Consider the following 18412-nt stretch of genomic DNA (forward strand, 5'->3'; position numbering starts at 1 on the left):
GGGGGTGGTGGGGAGCAGCGGTCCGTCATCGGCGCAGGGTTGGGCGCGCTCCCAGTTCCAACGTGAATTACCTCCGGTCGGGCAGGGGCAGGCAGAGTCGACGGGGCGTCCTACAGGCATGGATACCTGGACGGCCCGGTGGGAGCGCTCCCATATTTGGGGCTTTCAGGTGACACGTCAAGAGCTGTGACGCAGGGCAGTTCCGAAGTACGGCGCGGGTGAATGATCCTGACGTCGTGTCAGTGCCGCGCCCGCAGAACCGCGGCCTCAGCGGTGCAGCGCGGCGGCGAGTTCGGCGATGGCTTCGGGGCCGACCCGGCAGCAGCCGCCGACCAGGCGGGCTCCGGCGCTGGTCCAGGCCTCGACCTGGCGGGGGTCGAAGCGGGAGGCGCCCTCCCAGGACCGGGTCCGCGCGTTCCAGCTCTCGCCGCTGTTGGGGTAGGCCACCACCGGCCTGCCGGTGGTGGCGGCGGCTACCGCCACGGCCTGCTCCACGTCCTGCGGGGCGCAGCAGTTCACGCCCACGGCGATCACCGAGTCGACGCCTGCGGCCAGGGCGAAGGCCTCGGCCAGCGGCTGTCCGGCCCGGGTGCGTTCGCCGTCGACGCTGTAGGAGAGCCAAGCCGGTACCCCCAGCCCGTCGAGGGCGTGCAGCAGCGCCTCCGCCTCCCGGACGTCCGGCACCGTCTCCAGGGCCAGCACATCGGCGCCCGCCTCCGCGAGCACCTCCATCCGGGGCCGGTGGAAGCGTTCCAGCTCGGCGACGCTCAGCCCGTAGTCGCCCCGGTACTCCGACCCGTCGGCGAGCATCGCCCCGTACGGGCCGACCGACGCGGCCACCCACCTGGGGCTCTGACCTGCGGCCTCGTTCTGCGCGGCTTCGTCCCGGGCCCGGTCGGCGAGTTCGACGCTGCGCCGCAGCAGCGCGGCCGACTCGGCGCGGTCGAGGCCGCGCCGGGCGAAGCCCTCGAAGGTGGCCTGGTAGCTGCTGGTGATCGCGACCTGCGCGCCCGCCGCGAAGTAGGCGGCGTGCGCCCTGACGATCGCCTCCGGGCGGTCCGCCAGCAGCCGGGCCGACCAGAGCCGGTCGGACAGGTCGTGGCCGTCGGCGGCCAGCTGGTTGGACAGCCCCCCGTCCAGCACCAGCGGCCCGGCGGCCAGCGCGGCGGCGAGCGGGGGTCTGGGCGACGGCGGGGGGACGGACAACTGACGCACCTCTTCTGTGGGTCCGGGTCCCATTGTCCCTCGGCCCACCACCAGCTCAGGGCGCTGTCAGGTCGTGGTGTTGCCGGATCGTGGCACTGTCAGGCCAGGGCGCGTTCAGGCCAGGCCACGACGCCGTCAGGCCAGCGCGGCGGTCTGCCAGACGACGACCAGGCGGGGCCGCTCCAGGACGATCCAGTAGAAGGCCAGCCCCGGCATCAGCTCCGCATAGCGGCCCGGCCCGTCAGGGGTGCCCAGGACCACGGCCGACTCGTCCGAGAGGCGCTCCAGGGCGTCCTCGACCTCGCGCCGGCGCTCGCCGCCGTACGCGCCCAGTTCCTTGTCGACCTCGACCGTGGTGGTCACTCGGAATCCGCTCATACGGTCACTCCCTCAGTTGCGGTCGGTCGCGTCTGCGGAGTGATCCCTGCCCGCCGGGCGGATCTTCATGGCTGGTCAGTTGAGGCGGCGGAGCGGGTCACCGGCGAGGTAGGCCTGGATGTCCTCGACGATCTGGCCGAAGAAGGTGCGGTAGTTGTCCTCGGAGACGTAGCCCAGGTGCGGGGTGGCCAGCAGTCGGGGCAGCGAGCGCATCGGGTGGTCGGCGGGGAGGGGTTCCTGGTCGAAGACGTCCACGGCGGCGCCGGCGATCCGGCCTTCGCGCAGGACCTCGGCCAGCGCGTCCTGGTCCACGATGGCGGCGCGGGAGGTGTTGACCAGGTAGGCGGTCGGCTTCATCAGGGAGAGCTGCGCCGGGCCCAGCAGGCCGCGGCTGCGGTCGCCGAGGGCGAGGTGGATCGAGACGAAGTCGCTGGTGGTCAGGAGCTCGTCCAGGCCGGACGCGAGTTCGACGCCGATCTCGTCGGCCCGCTCCTTGGTGAGGTTGCTGCTCCAGGCGGTGACCTCCATGCCGAAGGCCAGTCCGACCCGCGCCACCAGGCTGCCGATCCTGCCCAGGCCCAGCAGCCCGAGCCGGTGTCCGGCCAGGTCCGTGCCGACGGTGCTCTGCCAGCGGCCACCGGTGCGCAGCGCGGTGTTCTCCGGGACGATGCCGCGGGCCAGGCCGAGGAGCAGTGCCCAGGTCAGCTCGACCGTAGGGGTGGAGCTGCCGCCGGTGCCGCAGACGGTCACCCCGCGCTCGCGCGCGGCGTCCATGTCGATGGCGGCATTGCGCATACCCGAGGCGACCAGCAGTCGGAGCCGGGGCAACCGGTCCAGCAGCGCGGCCGGGAAGGGGACGCGCTCACGCAGGGTCACCACGATGTCGAAGGCCTCGATCGCGCGGACCAGTTCGTCCTCGGTGGCGAAGTGGTCGGTGAAACTTACGACGTCCACCTCGTCGGCGAGGGGGGTCCAGTCGGCCAGGGCGGTGGCGACGTTCTGGTAGTCGTCGAGGACGGCGCAACGCAGCTTCATACCGTCCAGCCTAGTCAGCCGGTTGTCCCGTCGCTCAGCCCGTCAGCCCGCGGCTCCGCCGGTGAGCTTGGCCAGGACCAGGGACTGGGCCGGGCGGCAGGGGCGGCCCAGTGCGGCGCAGCGCTCCTCGAATCCGGGCGGGAGCCAGTAGCCGCCGAGCAGCTGCGGGTGGGCGGTGAAGCTGCTGAGGCCGGCCAGCACGAAGATCAGCGATGCCCATGGGGTGCGCAGCTGAATGGAGACCGAGCCACCGCCGTTGCTGTTGCGGAAGCCGGTCTGGATCACGTCCGGGGCGACCAGGTCGAGCGAGTCCAGGCCGCTCCAGTGCAGGTTCAGCCAAGTGGTGGGGTGTCCGAAGAAGGCGGCGCCGAGGGTGACCGTGACCTCGCCGGTGCCGTCGAGCACCCAGCGGGGCTGGGCGTCTCTGGCCGCGTTGTTGCGGCGGACCGAGTTGCCCACTGCGTTGGCGGCCAGCGCGCCGACCACGAAGACCGGGCCGCCGAAGGCGAACATGCTGCTCTGGGTGTAACTGCCGTCGCCGATCGCCCGCCAGGTGTACCGCTGGGCGTGGCCCACGGCGAGGGCCCGGTCGCCGGGCTGCAGCCGGGCCCGGGCCGGGACCAGCGGACGCTGGTCGATCCGGCCTTCGAGCAGGTCGGCGATGATGTCGCAGCTGAACCACAGGTACTCGTCGAGCGAGGACCAGGCGGGCCACTGCGGTGCCGGCTGCGGCGGCACCGGTGCGGGCATGTGCGCCGCCGGCTGCGGCGGGAGCGCTGGCGGTGGGGTGTGCAGCGGCAGGTGCCCGTACAAGTCGTTCTCCATGCTGCCCCCAGCCGTCCGTTCGGCTTCCAGCCTACTGATCCTGAACGCCCGGGACGGCGCCTCGTCAGGTTTGGTCAGGATCAACTGCCGGAGCCCGAGGGCGCTTCAGGCGGCTGCGGCGGAGTCGCTGGATTCCGGCGCCGATGCCGGCTCCGTCGCGGGGTCGCTCCTGGGCAGCGCGACCATGGCGTACACACCGGCCAGCAGGACGATGACGCCGGAGGCGGTGAAGACGGTGTCGATCCGGCCGAAGGTCATCCCCGCAACACGCGCGTGCAGGTTCTGCAGCACGGTGCTGGCGAGCCATCCCGCGACCACCACCGAGACCATGGAGGCCAGTTGCATCGCCGGGTTGATCACCGCCATGACCCGGCCCAGGTACTGCTGCGGGGTCGCCGCCAGCAGCAGCGGGGACACCGCGGTGTTGACCATCGCCACCGGGACCGCGACCAGACCGACCACCAGCATTCCGGCCCAGAGCCGGTCCTGCCGGGCGTAGACCACCAGCACCAGACCGGTCAGCACCAGCATCACCCAGAGAGTGGTGCGGGCGCCGAACCGCTTCACCACCGCTGCCGCACCCACCGCCCCGACGATCAGCCCGACGCCGAACACCGTCTCCATAAGTCCGTAGAGGCGCGGGGCCGTGTGCAGGTTCTCGGTGACGAAGAAGATGTCCAGGGAGTTGAGCGCTCCGGTGCCGCAGGAGATGATCGCGACCACGGCCAGCAGCACCACCAGTCGCCGGCTGCCCGCGAAGAATCGCAGCCCGGACATGAACTCCCCACGCAGGTCCGGGCGTTGGGCGTGCTCTGCGGCGACCGGCCGGTGCTCCGGCAGTCGCACCGATCGGACCGCGGCCCAGGAGAAGGCGTAGGAGAGGGCGTTGAGCAGAAGCGCCCACTGGAACCCGGCGGTGAAGAGCAGCGGGGCCGCCAGCGGCGGCCCGATCAGTGAGGCGGTCGCCATGGTGGCCTGGCCCAGGCCGGCCGCGCGGGCGCGGTCCGTCTCCCCTTCGACCACCTCGCCGATGACCGCGAGCCTGGCCGGGTTGAAGAATTGCCCGCAGGCGTTGACCAGGAACACCAGGGTGTAGATCAGACCGAGCCAGGCCCCGACCGGGAGTGCGGAGACCGGCAGGAACGAGACCGCGGCGAGCATCCCCACCGCCACCCCGCGGGCCACCTCGGTGCACAGCATGATGCGTCTGCGGTCCCAGCGGTCGACGAACACCCCGGCCGGCGGTCCCACGGCCAGCACCGCCGCGCCGATCGCCAGCATCACCCCGCTGACGGCCGCCGGAGCCCAGGACTGGCCCTTGCCCAGCACGGTGGCGACCCACAGCACCAGGGTGGTGCCGAAGACGTAGTCGCCGACGGTGGAGACCGCCTCCCCGTACCAGAGCCGCGCGTAGTCACGGTTGATCAGCACCTTTTCGATACGCGCGGATATCACGAGGCCCCCGTAGCCCGAGACGTGCATGACAGTCGTCAGTGTTCGAAGGAGGTTAGCGCAGCGTCGGTTCAGGCGACACGGTGCAGGGATGCCCTGGTGAGGCCGGTGTTGCCGTAGCGGGCGGTGGTGCGGTCGATGACGGCTTCGAGGCGGCGGTCGCGGTCGTCGGCCGGGTCCAGGCTGAGCTGGTGCGGGGCCAGCTCGGCGGGGCGGACGGACTCGGCCCGGAGGGCGGCGCTGCGGACTCTGGCCCGCTGCAGGCCCAGGGCCTCGTAGAGCTGGTAGGCGGTGGCGGTCAGCGCCGGGGTGTGCGCGGTGGGCTCGGGGAGGGTGCGGCTGCGGGTGCTGGTGGTGCGGTCGGCGTAGCGGACGGTGAGGGTGAGCGCGGCGGCGGCCTGGCCGCCGGTGCGCAGGCGGGATCCCAGATGGTGCGTCAGCTCCAGGAGCACGCGCCGGTGTTCGACCGGATCGAGTTCGTCGCGGTCGAAGCGGTGCTCGGCGGCCAGCGAGCGGGTGGGGGTGCCGGTGGCGACCGGGGTGGGGTCGATCCCCTGGGCGCGCAGGTGGAGTTGGCGGCCGGGGCCGGTGCCGAGGATGCGCTGGAGGGTGGGCAGCGGGGCGGCCGCCAGCCGGCCGACGGTGTCCAGGCCGAAGCCGCCGAGGGTGCGGGCGGTGCCCGGGCCGACTCCGGGCAGGGCGAGGACCGGCAGCGGGGCGAGGAAGGCCCGCGCGGCCCCGGGGTCGGCCAGGACGCGGATCCCGCCGGGGGCGGAGGCGTTGGCGGCGAGCCGGGCCAGCAGCGGGTTGGCGGCGATGCCGATGGTGCAGTCCACGTCCTGCCGGACCAGGGTCAGGACCCGGATCCGCGCCGCGAGTTGGACGGCGTCCTTGCCGAAGTACCGCTCGGCGCCCCGGACGTCGAGCAGGGCGGCGTTCGGGGGCAGCGGTTCGACCACCGGGGTGATGTCGCGCAGGATGTCGAGGGCGCGGTCGTACGCCTCGGCGGCGAGCGGGGCGCCGGCGCCGGGCCGGTGCAGGGCTACGTGCAGGATTGCTGCCTGACGGTCGGTCATCCCGCGCTCCCGGGGCTGGAGTGCCAGAGGCGGCGGGTGTCGGCGACCGGGCTGCCGGGGGTCTTGAGGTCGGCCCAGGGGTGGAGTTCGTAGCCGGTGGACATCCGGATGCTGCGGCCGGTCCCCTCCTCGCCGGGAACGGTCCCGTCAGCGTTCGGGGCGCCTGAGCCCGGCGCGTCCGGGGCCGCCTCGGCGGCGAGGCGGGCGGCGACGGCCTCAAGACCGCCGGTGCGGCGCAGTTCGGCCAGTTCGGTCAGGCTCCAGGCGGCGTTGCCGACCACGCTGAGGCTCTGCCGGCCGCGCCGCTGGACGATGCCTCTGACCAGCAGCAGGCCGTTGTGGAAGACCACGGCGGCGCAGCGGGGGTGGCTGTCCTCGAAGAAGGCCAGGTCCACCAGGCCCGCGGTGCTGCCGTCGTCCAGGGTGGTGAAGATGACCCGGCGGCCGGAGCGGATCGGGGGTGTCTGGGTGGCCGCCCTGATGCCCGCGACCAGGACGGACGCGCCGTGGTGGGTCCGCCGCAGCCGGGCGGCCGAGGTGACGCCGAGCTCCTCCAGGAAGGCGTGATGGGTCGTCATGAGATGGCGGGAGGCGTCGAGTCCGAGGATGTCGAGCTCGGCGCCGAGGCGCTCGTCGGAATCGGGTTCGGGCAGCCCGGCTGGCTCCGCGGGCGCGTCGGGATCGACTGCGAGCAGCGGGAGTTGGCCGTCGCCGGGCCGGTTGCGGTCATCCCGGTGCAGTTCGGCGAGCTGCAGCAGCAGGTCGCGGCGGCCCGCGCCGCGGGCGAGCGGGTCCAGCGCGCCGACCTGGATCAGCCGTTCGGCGAGCGGACGGGAGGGACGGGCCCGGCGCCAGAGGTCGGGCAGCGAGCCGTAGGGCTGGGCGGCCCTGGCCGAGATGATCCGCGCGGTCTCGGCCTCGGTGATGCCCTGGATCTCGGACAGGGCCAGCCGCACGCCCCAGCGTCCGGATCGTGAGGTCTCATCAGACACCAGTTCGATTCTAAAGTCCTGTTCGGACCGGTTCACATCCAGCGGCAGCACCGGCACTCCGCGCCGCCGGGCGTCCGCGAGCAGCAGCCGCTTCGGGTACATCCCCGGGTCGTGGGTGAGGATCCCGGCGTAGAAGGCGGCGGCGCGGTGGGTCTTCAGCCAGGCCGACTGGTACGTCGGCACGGCGAAGGCCGTGGCGTGCGCCTTGCAGAAACCGTAGGCGCCGAACGCCTCCAGGATCTCCCAGGTGCGCCGGATCACCTCGGTGCTGTAGCCGCGGCTGCGCGCACCCGCGCCGAACCAGGCCCTGACCCGGCCCTGGCTCTCCGGCTTGGACAGCCCGCGCCGGGCCTCATCGGCCATGCTCCGGTCACAGCCGGTCATGATGTGCATGATCTCGATCACCTGCTCATGGAAGATGACGACGCCGTAGGTCTCCCCCAGCGCCTCGGCCAGGTCCGGGTGCGGATAGGCGGGGGCGCGGCGGCCGTGCCGGGACTCGATGAAGGGCTTGACCATGTCGGCCGACACCGGTCCGGGACGGAACAGCGAGATGTCCACCACCAGGTGCTGGAAGGTCTCCGGCTGCAGCCGTCCGACCAGGTCGCGCTGGCCGGGCGACTCGATCTGGAAGCAGCCCAGGGTCTCCGCGGAGCGGATCAGCGCCATCGTGGCCGGGTCCTCCGGCGGGACCTGGGCCGGGTCGTCCAGGTCGATCCGCTCGCCGGTGGCGCGGGTGATCTCGGCGACCGCGTACGCCATCGCCGACTGCATCCGGACGCCGAGCACGTCCAGTTTCAGCAGGCCGAGGTCCTCGACGTCCTCCTTGTCGAACTGCGACATGGCGAAGCCCTCGCCGGGGGTGGGCACCACCGGGGTGCGGGCGAGCAGCGAGGCGTCCGAGATGATCACGCCGCAGGGGTGCATGGCGGTGCCGCGCGACAGCCCGTCCAGGCCCTCGACCAGTTCCCACAGCGGCCCGTGGTCCTCGGCCGCGACGGCGCGCAGTTCGGGCAGTTCGGCCAGGGCGGCGCGGGCGTCCTTGGCGCGGATGTGCGGGAAGGCCTTGGCCAGCCGGTCGATCTCCTGCGGGTCCAGGCCCAGGGCCGCGCCGGTGTCGCGGATGGCGTGGCGGACCCGGTAGGTCTCCGGCATGGCCAGGGTGGCGGTGCGCTCGGTGCCGAAGCGTTCGAAGATCGCCCGGTAGACGTCCAGCCGGCGGGCCGACTCCACGTCGATGTCGATGTCGGGCATGGCCCGGCGGCGGACCGAGAGGAAGCGCTCCATCAGCAGCCCGTGTTCGACCGGGTCGGCGGTGGCGATGCCGAGCAGGTGGACCACCAGCGACCCGGCCGCCGAGCCGCGCGCGGCGACCCGGATGCCCAGTGCCCTGGTGTCGTCCACGACCTGGGCGACGGTGAGGAAGTAGCCGGCGAAGCCGAGCTGCGCGATGGTGTCCAGCTCGCTGTCCAGCCGCTCCCAGTAGCCGAGCCGACGGGGACGGCGGTGGTAGCCGCGGCGGACCATGGCGGTGGCGCAGCGAGAGCGCAGCACCCGGTCGGCGCCGCGGCGCTCGGCGCCGACCAGCTCGGGCTCGGGGAAGTGCACGGTGCCCAGGCCCAGGTCGTCCTGCGGATCGACCAGGCAGGCCTCGGCCACCGCGCGGGTCGCCGCCAGCAGCCGGCGGGCCCCGTCCCGGCCCTGGCCTGCGGCGTCGGCGATCTGGTCGGCGAGTCGGGCCATGTCCCCGGTGTCCTTGAGCCACCCCTCGCCGCTGTCGCGCTGCTGCGGCTTGCGGGCGTCGATCGGCACCAGCAGCCGGGCCGAGTCCAGCACGTCGGCCAGCCGCCGCCCGCCGGGGTCGGCGTAGCGGACCTGGTTGGTGAGCACCACGGGCAGGCCCTGCTCCTCGGCGAAGCCGAGGGTGCGGGCGGCCAGCCGCAGGCTGCCGGGGCCGGTGCCCGCGGTGGCCGCGACCGGGTGGTGGACCGCCTCCAGGCACAGGGTGTCCGGGAACAGCCGCCGCCAGGGCACGATCAGCCGGGCGGCACGGTCGGGGCGTCCGGCCGCGAGCGCGGCGCCGACCTCGGAACCGGGGCCGAGCAGCACGAAGAGACGGCCGGCCGCCGCGTCGGCGATCTGTTCGAGGTCGGACCAGCGAAGGGCGGGCGCATCGTCCGCGCCCCCCGCGTGCGCGGCCGTGACCAGGGCGCACAGGGCCGCCCAGCCCGCCCGGTCGCGCGCCAGGAACACCCCGCGCGGGGCGCTCTCGTCGATGAACGCACCCCCGCGCACAGGCGTGCGCCGGCGCACGGCGGACGGGAGCCGCGTCGGCGTTCGAGCCTGCTGCGTTCGAGCCTGCTGCGTTCGAATCTGCTGCGTTCGAGCCTGCGCGGCGGGCGTCACATCCTCATGGCCGGGCAGCGCGAGGTCCACCCCGAACAGCGGGCGGACCCCGGCCGCCCGGCAGGCCTTGGCGAAGCGCACGGCCCCGGCCAGGGTGTCCCGGTCGGTGAGCGCAAGCGCGTCCAGACCGCGTTCGGCGGCGCGCTCGGCCAACCGCTCCGGATGACTGGCCCCGTAGCGGGCGGAGAATCCGGAGACGGCACGCAGATGCGTAAACGACACAGCCGCCTCCTGCCAGTCACCCGCTCCCCTCCCCATCCGACCCTCGGACCACAGCTTCCACATCCATCATAGGGGCATCTCTCGAACATGCATTCGATGGAATGTCTCGGATGAGCTGGGAGGAAGGGAGGTGGAAGGGGGAGGTGGCGACGTCCGGGCGGCAGGGCGGTCAAGGCAGTGCCAAAGCGTTCGGGGGCGGCGTCAGGGGGTGTCAAAGGGCTGGCTCGGGGCGGCTGCGGCGCGGACTGTTCGCCCGGATCACCCATGGCTCGGTCGGCCGCTTCTGCGTGGCCCGTCCGCGACCCGCCGTTCACGGCTCGAAGCGGTAGCCCATCCCCGGTTCGGTCAGCAGGTGCCGGGGGTGGGCCGGGTCGCGTTCCAGCTTGCGGCGCAGCCCGGCCAGGTAGACCCGGAGGTAGTTGGTCTTGCGCTCATGGCCGGGTCCCCAGACGTCCAGCAGCAGTTGACGGCCGGTCACCAGCCGTCCGGGGTGCTGGACCAGCACCGTGAGGATGCGCCACTCGGTCGGGGTGAGCCGGATCGGGACCGGCCGGACGGTGCAGCCGGCCAGGTCCACGGTGTGGTCGCCGATCACCGCGCTGCCGCCGATCGGCTCGTCCGAGGCCGGACGGCGCAGCACCGCGCGCAGCCGGGCCAGGAGTTCGTTCATCGAGAAGGGCTTGGTGACGTAGTCGTCGGCGCCCGCGTCCAGGGCGATGACCTTGTCGGCCGCGCCGGAGCGTCCGGAGAGCACGATCACCGGGACCGCGCTCCGGATCCGCAGCGCGCGGATGACCTCGGTGCCGTCCAGGCCGGGCAGGCCGAGGTCGAGGATGACCGCGTCGGGCGGGGTCTCGGCGGCCTCGTCCAGGGCGCGGTCGCCGTCCAGGGCGGTGGCGACGGTGTACCGGCGGGCCTCCAGGTTGATCTGGAGCGCCCGCAGCATCTGCGGTTCGTCGTCCACGACGAGGACTCGGGTCACGGGTGTGCTTCTCCGTCCGGAGCCGTCAGCTGAGGGAAGGCGGACGCGGCGGACACCGAGGTCACGGGTTCCGGGGCCGGCAGCGAGAGGACGATGGTCAGGCCGCCACCGGGGGTGTCCTCGGGGACGAGCGTGCCGCCCATCGCCTCGGCCAGGCCCCGGGAGAGGGCAAGGCCCAGGCCGACGCCGTTCTCGTTGTCGGTGTCGCCCAGGCGCTGGAACGGCAGGAACACCCGCTCCCGGTCGTCCTCGGGCAGTCCGGGCCCGTGGTCGATCACCCGGAACTCGACCTGCCCGGCCAGTGCGCTCGCGGTGACCAGGACCGGGGCGTCGCCGCTGTGGCGCAGGGCGTTGGCGACCAGGTTGGCCACCACCCGCTCCAGCAGCGGACCGTCGGCCAGCACCGCCGGCACCTCCTCCAGGCCCTGCACCCTGAGATTGGGCGGTCTGCCGTCGGCGAGGGAATCCATCGCGGCGGACAGCACGTCCTCCAGGGCGGTGGGCTGCAGGTCCATCGGCAGGACGCCGGCCTGCAGCCGGCTCATGTCCAGCAGGTTGTCGACCAGGCGGTTCAGCTTGCCCAGCGAGTCCTCGGCGCTGGCCAGCAGCTCCTGCTGGTCCTCCGCTGAGAACTGCACGTCCTGGCTGCGCAGCGAACTGACCGAGGCCAGCGCCACCGCCAACGGCGTGCGCAGGTCGTGGCTGACCGCGGCCAGCAGTGCCGTCCGCATCCGGTCCGCCGCCTTGACCGGCTCCACCTCCGCCGCCACCTCCGCCAGCCGGGCCCGGTCCAACGCCGCCGCCACATGCGCCGCGAACGCCGCCAGCACCCGCCGGTCAGCAGCCGGCAACGGCCGCCCCCGCAGCACCAGCACCGCGTCGTCGCCGACCTGGACCTCCTCCACCGCCTCGCCCTCCCCGGCGGCTACGGACCGGGGGCCGGACCCGGAGCCGGACTCGGAGCCGGACCCGGGCTCGGCCCCGGAGCCGTCCGCGTCGCGCAGTTCGACCGACTCCATGCCGAAGGTCTCCCGCAGCCGGGCCAGCAGGGCCTCCACCGCGCTCTCCCCGCCCAGCACACTGCCCGCCAGCGCCGACAGCGTCTCCGCCTCCGCCGTCGCCCGCGCCGCCCGCCGCGCCAACCGCGCCGCCCGGTCCACCACCACCGCCACCACGATCGCCACGGCCGCGAAGACCACCAGCGCCAGGAAGTTGTTGGGATCATTGATGGTGAACCGGTGGATCGGCGGAATGAAGTAGTAGTTCAACAGCAGCGACGCGATCAACGACGCCAGCAGCGCCGACAGCACCCCGCCCAGCAGCGAGACGCCGACCACCGCCACCAGGAAGATCAGGATGTCGCTGGTCAGATTGATGTCACCGCGCATCTGACTGAGCAGCACCGTCAGCAGGAACGGAGTCACCAGCCCGGCCAGCGGCCCGGCGATCCGCCGCGACTGCGAGTGCAGCCGCCCCGGGACGGGAAGCCGGCGCCCGCGTCCCGACTGCTCATGGGTGACCATGTGGACGTCGATGTCCCCCGACAGCGCCACCACCGTCTCGCCGATCCCCCGCCCGGTCAGCGAGCGGACCAGGGTGCCGCGCCGGCTGGTGCCCAGCACCAACTGGGTCGCGTTCTCGGCCCGCGCGAAATCGATCAACGCCCGCGGCACCGCGTCGCCCACCACCGAGTGGTAGCTCCCGCCCAGGCTCTCCACCAACCGCCGCTGCGCCGCCAGCGCCGCCGGATTGGCATCCGCCAGCCCGTCGCTGCGCGCCACATGCACCGCCAGCAGGTCACCGCCGGCCGCCCTCGCCGCGATCCGCGCCGCACGCCGGATCAGCGTCTCCCCCTCCGGACCGCCGGTCAGCGCGACCACGACCCGTTCCCGGGTCTCCCACACCGCCGCTATCCCGTGCTCGGCCCGGTAGTTCTGCAGCCCCTCGTCCACCCGCCCGGCCAGCCAGAACAGCGCCAGCTCACGCAGCGCCGACAGATTGCCCACCCGGAAGTAGTGCGACAGCGCCGCATCCACCTTCTCCGGCGCATAGATCGAACCGTGCGCCATCCGACGCCGCAGCCCCTCCGGCGCCACGTCCACCAACTCGATCTGGTCCGCCCGCCGCACCACCTCGTCCGGTACGGTCTCCCGCTGCGGCACCCCCGTGATCTTCTCGACCACATCGTTGAGGGACTCCAGATGCTGCACATTCACTGTCGTCAGCACGTCGATACCGGCATCCAGCAGCTCCTGGATGTCCTCCCACCGCTTCGCGTTCCGCCCACCTGGGACGTTGGTGTGCGGCAGCTCGTCCACCAGCGCCACCTCCGGACGCCGCGCCAGCACCGCGTCCAGATCCATCTCGGTGAACGAGGCCCCCCGGTACTCCCGCACCAACCGCGGCAGCACCTCCAGCCCCGCCAACTTCTCCTCGGTGTCCCGACGCCCATGGCACTCCACGAACGCCACCACCACATCGGTCCCCCGCCCGGACCGGCGCCGCGCCTCGTCCAGCATCCGATAGGTCTTGCCCACACCAGGGGCGGCTCCCAGGAAGACCTTCAACCGACCTACGCCGCCGTACCGTGCCAACGGGCTGCCCTTTCCCGACTTTCCCGAGCCTTCACCACCGCATCCACCATGCTCACCGTCAGGAAACAGCACGTCAGGCGCCCCGCCGCAGGGGTTGACGGTTCCCTTGCGCGGGTCCGTCGAACCTTGACGGTTCCTTGACGCGGCGCCCGGCCGGCTTCAGCGGCCGATGTCGCGGCGGCGGAAGTCGTCGAGGGTCTCCTGGCGCGTCAGCATCCGGGCCGCAGCGGTGCTGCAGGGGTATGGTCCGGCCCACAGATTCTGACGTACCGTCAGATGGAGCTGCCCGGGGAGGCCACGTCCGATGTCCCAGCACGCGAACGCCGACCGTCCGGTACCCCTCGACGAGTACCCGGTGCACCAGGTGCCGCTCTCGATGCGCCATGTCGCCACCGGGGACCGCAACGCCTACGACCGCTGCATCTTCCATGTGTTCGACCACGACGGCAGCGCGCTGCTGATCGCCGGGCTGGGGGTCTACCCGAACACCGGGGTGATCGACGCCTACGCCACCCTGCGCACCGGTGACCGGCTGCACGCCGTCCGGGCCTCCGACGCGCTGGGCGACGACCGGATGCAGCTGGCCGTCGGCCCGCTGCGGATCGAGGTGCGCAAGCCGCTGCACACCCTGCGGCTGGTCTGTGAGCCGGACCCCGGCGACGAAGGCACCGAGGAGGGGCTCAGCTTCGACCTGACCTGGGAGGCCGAGTTCCCGGCCCTGTGGGAGCCGCACCATGTGGCCCGCACCGGCGACCGGCTCACCCTGGAGGGGCGGCGCTTCGTCCAGGCGGGCGCCCCCTCCGGCACCGTACGCGCCGCCGGCGTCGAGTACACCGTCACCCCCGACGGCTGGACCGGTACCCGGGACCGCAGTTGGGGCGTCCGCCCGATCCCCGGCGAGCAGCCGGGACGCGCGGCCGAGGAGCACCGCACCGAGGGCTTCCACTGGGTCTGGTGCCCGATCCGGTTCCGGGACCGGATGGTGATGGTGGTGCTCCAGGAGGACGCGGACGGCTACCGGACCCTGAACGACGCGGTCGCGGTGTACCGGGACGGCAGCGGGCGCAGGGACGAGCAGTTGGGCTGGCCGTATGTCGACATCGCCTACACGCCCGGGACCAGGGAGCCGCGCTCGGCGGTGATCCACCTCACCGACGCCGCCCGCAAGCCGCTGGAGGTCCGGGCCGAGGTGCTGCTCGGCAGCCCGCTGGCGATCGGCGCCGGCTACCCGCCCGCGCAGGACTGGCAGCACGGGACCTGGCAGGGCCGGGGCTGGAGCGAGCGCACGGTGTACGACCTCGGCGACGGGAGGGGGCTGGGCGTGGCCGCGTACGGGGTCACCGACCATGCGGCCAGGTTCACCCTGGACGGCGAGGTCGGCCACGGCATCTTCGAGCACGGCAGCTTCGGCCGCCACGGCCCCAGCGGCTTCGCCGGCTTCGGCTCCGTGGCTCAGGACGCCGCCGCCCAGGACGCCGCCGCTCAGGACGCCGTGCCTCAGGACGCCTTGGCACCGGACAGCGGCGTGGCACCGGACAGCGGCGTGGCACCCGACGCCGCGGCCCAGGGCGGAGGTGCCCGCTGATGCCGGCCGCGCCGCGGGCCCCGCGTCCCCGTACCACCACCCGCGACCCCGCCGAGCTGCGGCGACGCCTCGGCGCCTGGGTGGCCGAGTGGCTTCCGGGGGCGACCGTGGGCGAGCTGACCGTGCCGCCCACCAACGGCATGTCCAGCGAGACGGTGCTCTTCGACCTGGAGCGGCCGGACCGTCCGGTCCAGCCCTGCGTGCTGCGGCTGGCCGCCGACCCCAACGCCTACGCGGTCTTCCCGCGCTACGACATGGAGCGGCAGTACCGGGCGATCCAGCTGGTCGGTGAGCGGACCAAGGTGCCGGTGCCGCGACTGCTGCGGTTGGAGACCGACCCGGCGCCGCTGGGCGCGGCCGGATTCGTGATGGAACGGCTCGAAGGCCGGGTGCCGCCCGATGTGATGCCCTACACCTACGGCGGGAACTGGCTGTCCGACGCCGCCCCGGCCGAACGCGCCCACCTGGAGCAGGCCACCCTGGAGGTGCTGGCCGGGCTGCACTCCGTCCCTGCCGAGGAGGCCGCGTTCCTGGCGCCTCCGCTCCCCGGCTCCTGGCTCTCCTTCCGCAGCCCGCTGCGCCGGCATGTGGACGAGCAGCGGGACTACTACGCCTGGGTGGTGGACGGGCGGCCGCGCTCCCCGCTCATCGAGCGGGCCTTCGCGCGGCTGGAGCAGCTCTGGCCGCGCGACGAGGGCCCGACCGTGCTGAGCTGGGGCGACGCCAGGATCGGGAACATCGTCTACCGGGGCTTCGACCCGGTCGGGGTGCTCGACTGGGAGATGGCCTCGCTCGGTCCGCGCGAACTCGACCTGGCCTGGCTGCTCTTCCTGCACCGCTTCTTCCAGGACCTGACCGAGAGCTCGGGCCTCCCCGGGATGCCGGACTTCCTGGAACCGGGGCGGATCTGCGCCCGGTACGCCGAGCTGACCGGCCACACCCCGCGGGACATGGAGTTCCATCTGCTGTACGCGGCGCTGCGGCACGCCGTGGTGATGCTGCGGATCGGCTACCGGCAGCTGCACTTCGGCGAGGCCGAGGCGCCGGCCGACCCGGACCGGCTGATCATGCACCGGGCCAGGCTGGAGCAGCTGGTGGAGAACGACTGACTCCGACAGCCCGACTGACCCGTCGTCAGACCATCACCGCCCTCGACGCCGTGATCTCGTAGCCCAGCGTCAGGGTGCGGCGGTCGTCGGCGTTCAGGGTGAGGTCGTAGCGGACGATGCCGTCGGCGTCCGCCCCCTCCGGCGTCGGCGAGCTGCGCTCCTTGTCGAGGCGGACCTCGACCGCGGTGATCTCGGAGACCGGGATGCGTTCGCGCACCACCACCGACAGCGGCCCGGCGTCCGCGGGCGCGAAGCGGGAGAGCGCGAGCCGGACGGTGCGGGTGATGACGGTGCGCCCGGTGACCGCCGTGGTGTCGCGGGACTCCTCGACCGAGCGGGTCACCCGGAAGGTGTCCTCACTGCCGAAGGAGAGCTCGGCCGGGGCGCCCTCGGCGGTGAAGCGCAGCTCGCTCCGGCCCACGAAGCCGCTGCCCCGGACCAGGTCCACCGGGCCGGAGAGCAGCACCTGCCCGGTGCTGTTGCTGAACCGGGCGACCTGGGTGACCAGCGGCGACAGTTCCGGGGCACAGCTGTACTCGGCCCTGGCCGGCAGCGTCGCCGAGGCCAGTCCGATCCGGTGCGCCCGTCCGTCCGAGGGCAGATCGACCGGAGCGGGCGCGGTCAGCAGCCGGGCCTCGCCGCCGTCGTCCACCCCGGGCAGGGTCAGCGCTGCGGCCGCGGCCTGCGCCGCGTCCTGCACCGGCGAACCGTCCTCCGTCGGGCCGACGTTCTGGATGTCGACCTCCCGCAGGTCGACCTCGATCGTGCGGCGCTCCTCCGGGGTGCGGTCCACCAGCAGCAGCACGTCCTCGCTGAGGTTCGGGGGCTCGGCGGCCTGGGTGGTCCTGGCGGTGGAGAGGGACAGCTCGGCGCCGGTCCAGTCCTCGCCGGTGCGCTGCCAGGCGACCGCGTCGCACTGCAGCGCCAGCGACCTCCCGTCGGCGGACAGTTCGGCCCGGTAGGCGGGCCGCCAGAGGGCGCAGGGGGTGAGGTGCACCAGCCGCAGCCGGGCCCCCTCCGGGAGCGGCTCGCCGGTCTCGACCACCACGTCGACGAAGGCGGACAGCACCAGTGGCTGCTCCTCGGCCGCGTCCAGCGCCTCCTTGGCGCTGCCGAGTTCGGTACGGGTCCGGGCGATCCGCCGCAGCAGCACCCGCTGGGCGTCCGCATGCCTGGTGTGCTCGCCGTAGGCGCGGTCCAGCTCGGCGGTCCAGCGCCCGGGGTCGGCCTCGCCGGCGCCGGTGCTCTCGGCGATGTCCCGGCGCAGTTCCTCCAGCAGTTGCTCCAGTACCGCGACCCGGGTCCCGGTCCGCTCCTGGTCCGCCTCCAACCGGCGCATCAGCTCCGTGAGTTCGTGCACCCGGTGGCGCAGGGCCGAGGCGTCCGGGCCCGGTGCGCCCTCGGGCGGCGGGGTGTAGAGCCGGACCAGCCGCACGTCGCGGATGTCGGCCGCCGCCCCCATCGCCTCCAACTCGGCGCGCAGGGACCGGTCGACCGCCAGCGGACCGACCGGCCCGAGCCGCAGCCGGTGGGTGCCGGCCGGCAGCCCGGCGTCGAGCACGGCGGTGCGCCGGAGCTCGGCCCGGTCCTCCAGCAGGGTCGCCGCGGTGACCGGGCAGGGGATCACGCCGTCCTTGGTCGCCGGAGCCGTACTTGCCATGCTCAGAGCCTCCTGTTGCCGTCGAGGACGGCCTTCGCCGCCGGGATCCTGACCGCGTAGCCGCCGTTCAACTGCCGCTTGGCGTGCGGCTCCAGGGTGACCTTCCAGACCCGCATGCCGCGCTGGTGCTGCTCGTCCTGCTCGGGCGGCACCACCGTCCACGGCGGGGTGGCCGGCTGCTCCTCGACCTTGACGTCCTTGTCGCCGCCGACCGGGACCCGCTCGCGGACCTCCACGGTGACCGGGCGGCCGAGCCGGTTGGCCAGCTCGATCTCGACCGAGTGCTCCAGCACGACGGTGCCGCCGCGCAGCCCGGCGGTGGACTCCCGCATCCGGGTGTGCCGGGCCACCTGCACGCTCTCCACCACGCCGATGCCGACCCGGCGGTGCTGGCCGGGGGCGAGGGTCGGCAGCTGAACCGTCATCAGGTAGGCGCCGTCCACGGTGACCTCGGCCGCCCCGGCCAGCAGGGCGTGCGGGCTGGTGTTGCCCAACTGCACCGCGGCGTAGACCCGGGGGTCGACGGCCGGGACGCAGACGTGCTCGGCGGCCAGTTCGACCGGGAACTCCAGCACCGGCACGGTGTGCCAGGCGCCGTCGGCGGGGACGTCCACCGTGGACTCGGTGTCGTAGCGGTGGTCGAACGACCCGGCGGACCGGCGCACCGGCACGGAGTGCGGCGGCAGCGCATACCGCGACACCAGCTCCGCACGCCGGCGGTACTCGGTCACTACCGCGCCGAGGGCCGCCCCGGCGGGACGCAGCAGCCCGCGCTCGGCGGCGGGCTCGTCCGGCCCGGCGAGGGCGAGTTGGGCGAGGTCGCGCAGGGCCTGGTCGGGAGCGGGGGCGGCCTGCTGGGGGGCGGCGCCGAAGGCCGCCGCCTTCTGGGC

At 73.4% G+C, this 18412-nt stretch carries 13 protein-coding genes; 2 read left to right on the forward strand and 11 right to left on the reverse strand.

The annotated features are described in order from the left end of the window. Positions 1 to 267: 267 nt before the first annotated feature. The 9 genes from mmuM to TR46_RS02700 form a co-directional block, all read right to left on the reverse strand. A complete protein-coding gene (mmuM, locus tag TR46_RS02660) occupies positions 268 to 1206 on the reverse strand; it encodes a homocysteine S-methyltransferase (protein ID WP_042392700.1) in 939 nt (312 codons plus the stop codon). A 135-nt stretch (positions 1207 to 1341) separates the two neighbouring features. Then, entirely contained in the window at positions 1342 to 1584 is a 243-nt protein-coding gene (locus TR46_RS02665; RefSeq protein WP_042392702.1) for a hypothetical protein, read from the reverse strand. 75 nt (positions 1585 to 1659) lie between these two features. Further along, positions 1660 to 2619, reverse strand: a complete 960-nt coding sequence (locus TR46_RS02670) for a D-2-hydroxyacid dehydrogenase family protein (protein WP_042392703.1) — start codon at positions 2617 to 2619, stop codon at positions 1660 to 1662. A 42-nt stretch (positions 2620 to 2661) separates the two neighbouring features. Further along, positions 2662 to 3444, reverse strand: coding sequence for a hypothetical protein (locus tag TR46_RS39050; protein ID WP_052432500.1), 783 nt, complete (start codon positions 3442 to 3444; stop codon positions 2662 to 2664). A gap of 105 nt (positions 3445 to 3549) precedes the next feature. After that, on the reverse strand, positions 3550 to 4875 hold the full coding sequence (locus TR46_RS02680) for an MFS transporter (RefSeq protein ID WP_161790081.1): 1326 nt from the start codon (positions 4873 to 4875) through the stop codon (positions 3550 to 3552). Between the two features lie 92 nt (positions 4876 to 4967). Continuing rightward, positions 4968 to 5972 (reverse strand): DNA polymerase Y family protein, encoded by a 1005-nt coding sequence (locus TR46_RS02685; RefSeq protein WP_042392705.1) that lies wholly within the window; start codon positions 5970 to 5972, stop codon positions 4968 to 4970. Further along, positions 5969 to 9628 (reverse strand): DNA polymerase III subunit alpha, encoded by a 3660-nt coding sequence (locus tag TR46_RS02690; RefSeq protein WP_042392820.1) that lies wholly within the window; start codon positions 9626 to 9628, stop codon positions 5969 to 5971. Before TR46_RS02690 ends, TR46_RS02685 begins: the two co-directional genes overlap by 4 nt. Before the next feature lie 274 nt (positions 9629 to 9902). Continuing rightward, positions 9903 to 10574, reverse strand: coding sequence for a response regulator (locus TR46_RS02695; protein ID WP_042392707.1), 672 nt, complete (start codon positions 10572 to 10574; stop codon positions 9903 to 9905). Beyond that, complete coding sequence (locus TR46_RS02700) at positions 10571 to 13093, reverse strand: sensor histidine kinase (RefSeq protein ID WP_439654334.1); 2523 nt, start codon at positions 13091 to 13093, stop codon at positions 10571 to 10573. Before TR46_RS02700 ends, TR46_RS02695 begins: the two co-directional genes overlap by 4 nt. A gap of 379 nt (positions 13094 to 13472) precedes the next feature. On the opposite strand from TR46_RS02700, the gene TR46_RS02705 reads away from it, so the two are divergent. Together TR46_RS02705 and TR46_RS02710 are read left to right on the forward strand one after the other, a co-directional pair. Then, a complete protein-coding gene (locus TR46_RS02705) occupies positions 13473 to 14753 on the forward strand; it encodes an Rv3169 family protein (protein WP_236655179.1) in 1281 nt (426 codons plus the stop codon). Beyond that, positions 14753 to 15862: a phosphotransferase family protein gene (locus tag TR46_RS02710; RefSeq protein WP_042392711.1), complete on the forward strand. Its 1110-nt coding sequence runs from the start codon at positions 14753 to 14755 to the stop codon at positions 15860 to 15862. Before TR46_RS02705 ends, TR46_RS02710 begins: the two co-directional genes overlap by 1 nt. 25 nt (positions 15863 to 15887) lie before the next feature. On the opposite strand, the gene TR46_RS02715 is transcribed toward TR46_RS02710, so the two are convergent. Continuing rightward, entirely contained in the window at positions 15888 to 17522 is a 1635-nt protein-coding gene (locus TR46_RS02715; protein WP_042392713.1) for a mucoidy inhibitor MuiA family protein, read from the reverse strand. A gap of 2 nt (positions 17523 to 17524) precedes the next feature. Continuing rightward, positions 17525 to 18412: DUF4139 domain-containing protein (locus tag TR46_RS02720; protein WP_161790082.1), on the reverse strand; the 888-nt coding region annotated here is incomplete at its 5' end.

The sequence above is a fragment of the Streptacidiphilus carbonis genome (assembly GCF_000787775.1).
Taxonomy (GTDB): domain Bacteria; phylum Actinomycetota; class Actinomycetes; order Streptomycetales; family Streptomycetaceae; genus Streptacidiphilus; species Streptacidiphilus carbonis.